Consider the following 6395-nt stretch of genomic DNA (forward strand, 5'->3'; position numbering starts at 1 on the left):
AGGGCCCCGGGATGTCACCGCCCGTCCAGGAGGGACCGCAGTTCCACGGCGAGGCGTTCGTACTCTGCGGGCCGGTTGTAGATCTGCCCGCAGATCCGGATGCCGCCGCCGCCCGGCCAGGGCCAGATCAGCACCCGGCAGCCCAGCCGGGCCGCGATCTCCTCGCGCAGGGAGGCGGCCTCGGCATGGGTGCGGGCGAGGCGGGGCGGCAGGCGCAGGGCACGCATGGCGAGGCGATTGTCGGCGGGCAGCGGGGTCACGCCCGGGAGTCGGGCGAGGAGTTCGGCGCCGTAGCCCGCCAGAGCGCTGTTGTGGGCGCGCACGCGTTCGGGGCCGAGGTCCGCGAGAAGGTCGAGGCCCTCGGGGGCGGCGAGCCAGCCGGTGTAGTCGGCGGTGGCCCGGTACTCGACCGCGCGGGGGAAGCCGCGGTCGTCCTCCCAGGAGGGAACGGGCGCGGGCACCCGCTCCCGGTGCGCGGGGGACACCGCGAGCAGGGCACTGCCCGGCGGAGCGTACGCCCACTTGTGCAGGTTGCCGAACCAGAAGTCGGGCCCGCCGGCCAGGGGCTCGGCGAGCATGCCGGGGGCGTGGGCGCCGTCGACCACGGTGGTCACCCCGCGCTCGGCGAGGTCGGCGAGGAGTCCGGGGGTGGCGATGAAGCGGGCGGTGGGCGAGCTGATCTGGTCGAGGAGGGCGACTCGGGTGCGGGCGGTGAGCGCACCGAGCACCGCCTTGCGCACCGCGCTCTCGTCCGGCAGCGCCGGGTCGAGGGCAACGGTGACGACGCGGGCCCGGCGGGCGGCGGCCGCGACGACCGTGCCGTAGCCGTGGTCGGTCACCAGAACCTCGTCGTCCGGAGCCAGACGCAGGGAGTCGAGGACCAGGTTGGCGCCCTCGGTGGCGTTGGTCACGAAGGCGGCGCCCTCGGGTTCCGTGCTCATATGGGCCGCGATACGGGCCCTGGCCTCGGCGAGCCGGTCCGGGAGGCCGAGGAAGAAGGCGTCGGGGTCGGTTGCGGCCTCCGCCGCCAGCCGCCGGTGGGCATCGGCGACGGGGACCGGAACGGCGCCGAAGGACCCGTGGTTGAGATGGGCCACGTGCGAGCCGAGCCGGAACAGCCCGGCGCCGCCGGGAAATGCGGCGGGTGCCGCGGGCCCGGTCACCGGACCTCGACAGTGACGGTCCGGCCCGGGGCCACCCGGGTGCGGACGCTGGTGCAGGTCACTCCGTCGATCACCTCGGTACGGGCCGGGCGGAGCACCCCGTCGACGCTGACGGCGGCGTGGGCGCCGGGGAAGCGCGCCTCCCACGTGTAGGGCGAGGTGCCCGAGGCGTGGGTGAGGGTCGAGCGGCGGTCCGTGTCGTGCCGCAGGGTGAAGGCGGAGTCACCGATCCGCAGGTCCTCGACGCTCAGCCACTCCATGCCGGAGGGCAGGCGTGACTGGGTGGTGAGGCCGCGGGCGGGGGCGTCGGGGGTGACACCCATCAGCCCCTGGACGGTCTGGCCGATGAGGGTGAAGGAAACCTCCGGGTAGTCGCCGTTGGTGCCCTGACGGGTGTTGACGTGCTGGACGTCCTTCTGCGCGTAGACGTGCCGCATCCACTTCCAGGCGGTGTCCGCGCGGTTGTTGGCGAAGAACGTGTCCGGGAGGTAGGTCAGAGCCTCGATGTTGTCGGGTCGTCCCTCGCCCTCGGCCTGCGCGTCGATGTAGTCCAAGTACGCCTCGCGCCGGGGGCCGGGAGAGATGAGCTGCTTCATCGGCATGAACCAGCTGTTCTCCTTGCCCCAGCCGGTCAGCGCGCGCCCGTCGATGGTATAGCCACGCACCATGTCGGCGCCCGAACCGCCGCCGCTCCAGGTGGCGTTGAAGTACGTCTTGAGATCGTGGGACCGGCGCTCGAAGCGGGCGGCCGTCTCGTGCTCACCCTTGGCGCGGGCCAGCGAGGCCATCGCCCGGTACGCCTGGTACTGGGAGCCGATGGCGTCGCCCGCCTCGGCGAGCGGCTCGTCGCTCTGCTCGTTGTAGCTGGCTACCCCCTGGAAGATGCCCTGCCCGGTGCCCTCGGCCACGCGTACCCGGCCGTTGTCCTTCCGGCTGTCGTGGAGGGTGACGAACTCCTCGGTGGCGTGCCGGTAGAACTCCCACAGGGCCGGGTCGTCGAGGTAGGCGCTGTCTCCGCTCCAGCGGTACGCCTCCTCCGCCTTCTGTACCAGCTCGAAGACGGCGGGCACCTCGCGGACGAAGCGGTCGGGGCCGCGGTAGTCGATGGACAGATAGGTCCGGTTGTCGAAGTTGAGTGCCCACACCGGGTAGTAGGCGTGCTCGGCCGTGGCGGATGCGGCGAAGGCGCGCAGCATCTCCTTGTTCTCGGTGTGAAGGCCGAGAACTCCGGCGCCGGCGAGCTGGTGGGCCATGTCGCGCGAGTAATAGCCGCTGCGGTTGGCGTAACCGGCCCAGTAGGACGGGGCGTAGACGCCACTCCCGGTGCCGCCGGTCTGGCGTTCGTCGGCGTTGAGGGGGCCATGGGTGCCGGGCAGCTGGACCCAGCTGTTCGCCTTCTGCGTGGCCCAGGCGAACATCTCGACGACCTCGGGGTCGCTGGAGCTGATCCGGGGGGTGGCCGGGGCCGCCGGGGAGACCATGACGTCGTCGGCGTTCAGCCAGCCCTGCCCCGACTCGAAGGCGATCTCCAGCCGGTCGCCGGGGGCGAGGGTGATCCCGCCGAGTGTGTAGCGGCGGTAGTTGGCGGCGGCGGGCAGGGGCAGGGAGGCGGCGGCGGTGCCGTTCACCCGCAGGACGTACCGGCCGCCGGGTCCGCCGGTGGCGATCCAGGCGGAGACGACGTAGGCGCCGTAACCGGTCGCTGTCACTGTCTGGGAGACCTTCATGCCGCTGCCGGCATCGAGGTAGGCCAGCCGGCGTCCGCTGTGCGGGTTGTTGCCCGCGACCCCGGTGCCGGGGGTGAACTCCCAGGCCGTTCCGCCCGCTTCGAAGCCGGGGTCACTCACGGTGACCAGGGCGGGGGAGGCGGACGCCTGCATGGCGGGCGCCTGGGCGGCGGCACGGCTCGCGGTGAGGGGGAAGAGCGGAGCGAGCGAGGAGAACAGCGCGACGGCGGAGAGCAGCGCCATGCGGGAACGCGTCATCGAGTTCTCTCCCGGTTCGGGTTGGGGCCCGGAGCACGCGGCACGCTAGCAACCCTTCCTGACGGATTACAACGGATCTCGCAGTGTTTTATTGCGACGTCGTCGTCTCCTGTGGCCCCTGCCGACCGCCTACCGGCACGGCCTGCCAAGGTGGGCCGCGCACCGCACCACGCGACCGCCCACCGAGCACGGCCCGTACCACAGGAGGGGGCACCATGAGCAAACAGCTGAGACCGGTGTCAAACCAAGGCTGAGGAGGAGGCAGCGAGGCGGACCTCATGTCCAGAGCTGTTCGCCGAGAGTCCCGGCGGGCGCGGTGCCGGGCAGGACGTAGGCCACGGCCGAGGCCCGGTGTTGGAGGAAGGGGTTGAGGGCGTCGCGGGCGGCCAGGCGGTTCTGGACGCGGGTGAACCGGTCGGGGTCGCGCATGAAGGCGCAGAAGAGCAGGCCGCGGTCGGCCGGGCCGTCGTCGTAGCTGTAGCTGCGGCGGAGCATACGGGCGCCGCCGTCGAAGCGGGGGCTGGTAAGACGCACGTGGGCGGTGGCGGGTATGACGTAGGAACCGTCGGGGTTCTTGGCGTAGATATCCGGCTCGTCATGCTCGGTGGTGCCGCTGAGGGGGGCGCCGTCGCGGGCGCGGCGGCCGACCACCTGGTCGCGCCGGCCCTCGGGGAGGGCTGCGAAGCCGGTGACGTCCATGCGGATCCTGCGGTAGACCAGAACGGTGCCGTTCCGGTGGTCTCCGGATGGGCCCCAGACCCACTCCTCGGCCGCCGCGTGATCGGGGTTGGCGGTGCCGTCCTTGGAGCCGAACAAGTTGCGCGGGGTGGTGCCCGGGGCCGTGTGGGGCAGGAAGCCGGACTGGGTCCAGCGCGGTACGGCACCGGCGGCGTGCGCGGCCCTGCCGACGAGTTCGGCGACGATGGTGAGGGTCCAGCGGTCGGCCGCGCACAGTTGGACCAGAAGATCGCCGTTGCTGCGGCGCGGGTCGAGGCGGTCGCCGGGGAACGGCGGCAACTCGCCGAATGAGGCTGGGACGTTGAGGCCGAGCCGGGCGGCGAGGGCGGGGCCGACGCCGACCAGGGAGGTGAGCCGGGTCGCGCCGCCGCCCCGGAGTCGCGGGTCCCGGGGGGCGTCGGAGGCTGCGGTGGCGAGCGTGCGGGTCAGCGCGCCGAAGACGCTGCGCAAGGTCTTCCGGTCGGTGGCGGCGGAGGTCTTCGGGAGATCGAAGGAGAGCAGGTGCGTCGCCGGTTGCTGAGGCGTCGTAACACCTGCCTGCCGGGCACCGTGGAAGGGAATCGCGGCCTCGGTCGGCGGGGCGCCGGCGGTGGCACGGCCGGCTGCCCGGTCGTCCCTCACCAGTTCGTCGGCCGCCGCGCCGACCCCGGCGGCGAGCACCGCTCCGCCGGCGAGCAGCACCCGGCGCCGCCCGAAACCGGTTGCCGCGGGTCGGGACGGATCCTGCGCATTTCCCTGTTCGGTGGGCATACGCCTATTGGAGACGATAAAACATCAGCCATGCAAATCCTGTCTACAGAACGCCTGTTGAACCGCCCCCCAGCCCCGGCGGTGTTCCGGACGGCGCTGCGTCTGTCGGTGCTGGTCGTCTCGGTCGCGATGGCGGCCACCGGGTGCTCCGAAACGGAGTCGAAGTCCGCAGACGCGCGGCATCCGGCCGGGAGCGTGCTGCGCGTTCCGCAGGACTTCCCCTCGGTGCAGCAGGCGGTGGACGTCGCTCGTGAGGGCGAGACGGTGCTGATCGGCCCTGGCGTGTACCGGGAGAGCGTGCGCGTCACCAAGCCCCGCGTGGTGCTGCGCGGAACGGACCGCAACAAGGTGGTCTTCGACGGCGGTGTGCGTCTGGCCAACGGCATCACCGTGACCGGCGCCGGCTCGGTGGTCGAGAACCTCACCGTGCACGGCTACCTCGCCAACGGTGTGCTGTTCACCGGCGTCACCGACGAGCGGTTGCAACAGCGCGGCGCCGGCGGCTCCGCCTACGACCCGCTGGACACCACCCGCTTCCCTCCCGTCCGGGGCTTCCGCGCGACCCGGGTGACGGCTTACAACAACGGCCTGTACGGCATTTACGCCTTTGACGCGCGCAGCGGCGTGATCGAGAACTCCTACGCCTCCGGGCACGCCGACTCGGGCATCTACGTCGGCCAGTGCAAGCCATGCGAAACCGTCGTCCGTGGCAACACCGTGGAGCGCAACGCGGTCGGCATCGAAATGACCAATGCCTCGGACGGTCTGTCGGTGCTGGGCAACCACGTCGCCCACAACCGGGTCGGCGTCACGGTCAACTCCAATGACCTGGAGGCCCTCGCCCCGCAGCACGGCGCGTTGATCGCGGGCAACGTGGTCGCCGACAACAACGCCGCCGACACGCCCCAGCAGGCGGACGGGGCCTTCGGCATCGGCATCGGCATCGGTGGCGGCACCGCGAACCGCGTCCAGCGCAACCTGGTCCAGGGCAACCGGGCGGCCGGGGTGGTCGTCACCGACCCGCCGGGGCATCCGGCGAGCGGCAATCGTGTCGAGGGCAACCGCGTCACCGGCAACGGAACCGACCTCGTGCTGGCCTCGGCCGACCCCACCAACTGTTTCGCGGGCAACCGGCCCGATACCCAGAGCCCGGACCGCCTGGAGGGTCGCGCGGGCTGCGGCACCCGCGGCCGGGGCGCGCTGCCCGCCGGCCGGGCGGCGCCGGTGCAGGCGCCGCCCGGCGTTCCGTTCAGCCAGGTGCCGGCCCCGCCCGCTCAGCCGTCCATGCCGGACCCGACGGTCCCGGGCAGGCCGGCGACCGGCCTGCCGGGGGTCGTCGACGCGGCAGCGTACCCGCTCCCGAAGAAGGTGGACGTCGTACCGCACTCGCGCTGAGTACGGTGCTCCGCTGGACTCGTCCCCCGCTTCACCATGCCGCCGTGAAGGGTGAGTCGGGGGTGGCCGTCGATGCGCTCACGCTCCAGCCAGCGAGCTCCGGACTGCGCGAGCAACAGCGGGTTGTCGGGGCGGTCCGCGCCGAGTTCGATCAGCAACTGGAGTCCGGCGTCCAGGGGATCGGTCGTGTAGGTGCGGCGCCGCACACCGAGAGCGCGATCAGTGTTCTGAACCAGCGGGTCCGACGCGGCGTACGGCCGCTGGTCTTTCTCTTCCGAGCCATGCAGTCGCCTTCTCTCGTCGGTCGGTCACGCAGGAGGGCGGGTCCGCGAACCGCTGGTCCGCGAACCCGCCCGATCCGGCC

4 protein-coding genes are annotated in these 6395 nt (G+C 72.3%); 1 reads left to right on the forward strand and 3 read right to left on the reverse strand.

Annotation, left to right across the window (positions count from 1 at the left end; translation table 11 throughout):
• Positions 1-14: 14 nt before the first annotated feature.
• The 3 genes from ACH4EW_RS25885 to ACH4EW_RS25895 form a co-directional block, all read right to left on the reverse strand.
• The gene (locus ACH4EW_RS25885) at positions 15-1163 is read right to left on the reverse strand and encodes an aminotransferase class V-fold PLP-dependent enzyme (protein ID WP_398260751.1); all 1149 of its coding nucleotides are present in this window, start codon (positions 1161-1163) and stop codon (positions 15-17) included.
• On the reverse strand, positions 1160-3148 hold the full coding sequence (locus tag ACH4EW_RS25890) for a hypothetical protein (RefSeq protein ID WP_398260753.1): 1989 nt from the start codon (positions 3146-3148) through the stop codon (positions 1160-1162). Before ACH4EW_RS25890 ends, ACH4EW_RS25885 begins: the two co-directional genes overlap by 4 nt.
• A gap of 276 nt (positions 3149-3424) precedes the next feature.
• Positions 3425-4636, reverse strand: a complete 1212-nt coding sequence (locus ACH4EW_RS25895; protein ID WP_398260755.1) for a Dyp-type peroxidase — start codon at positions 4634-4636, stop codon at positions 3425-3427.
• 57 nt (positions 4637-4693) lie between these two features.
• Here ACH4EW_RS25895 and ACH4EW_RS25900 point away from each other — a divergent pair, with 57 nt between their 5' ends.
• Positions 4694-6031, forward strand: a complete 1338-nt coding sequence (locus ACH4EW_RS25900) for a right-handed parallel beta-helix repeat-containing protein (protein WP_398260757.1) — start codon at positions 4694-4696, stop codon at positions 6029-6031.
• The last annotated feature ends 364 nt before the right edge of the window (positions 6032-6395 follow it).

This window comes from Streptomyces sp. NPDC018000, assembly GCF_044328025.1.
Classification (GTDB): domain Bacteria; phylum Actinomycetota; class Actinomycetes; order Streptomycetales; family Streptomycetaceae; genus Streptomyces.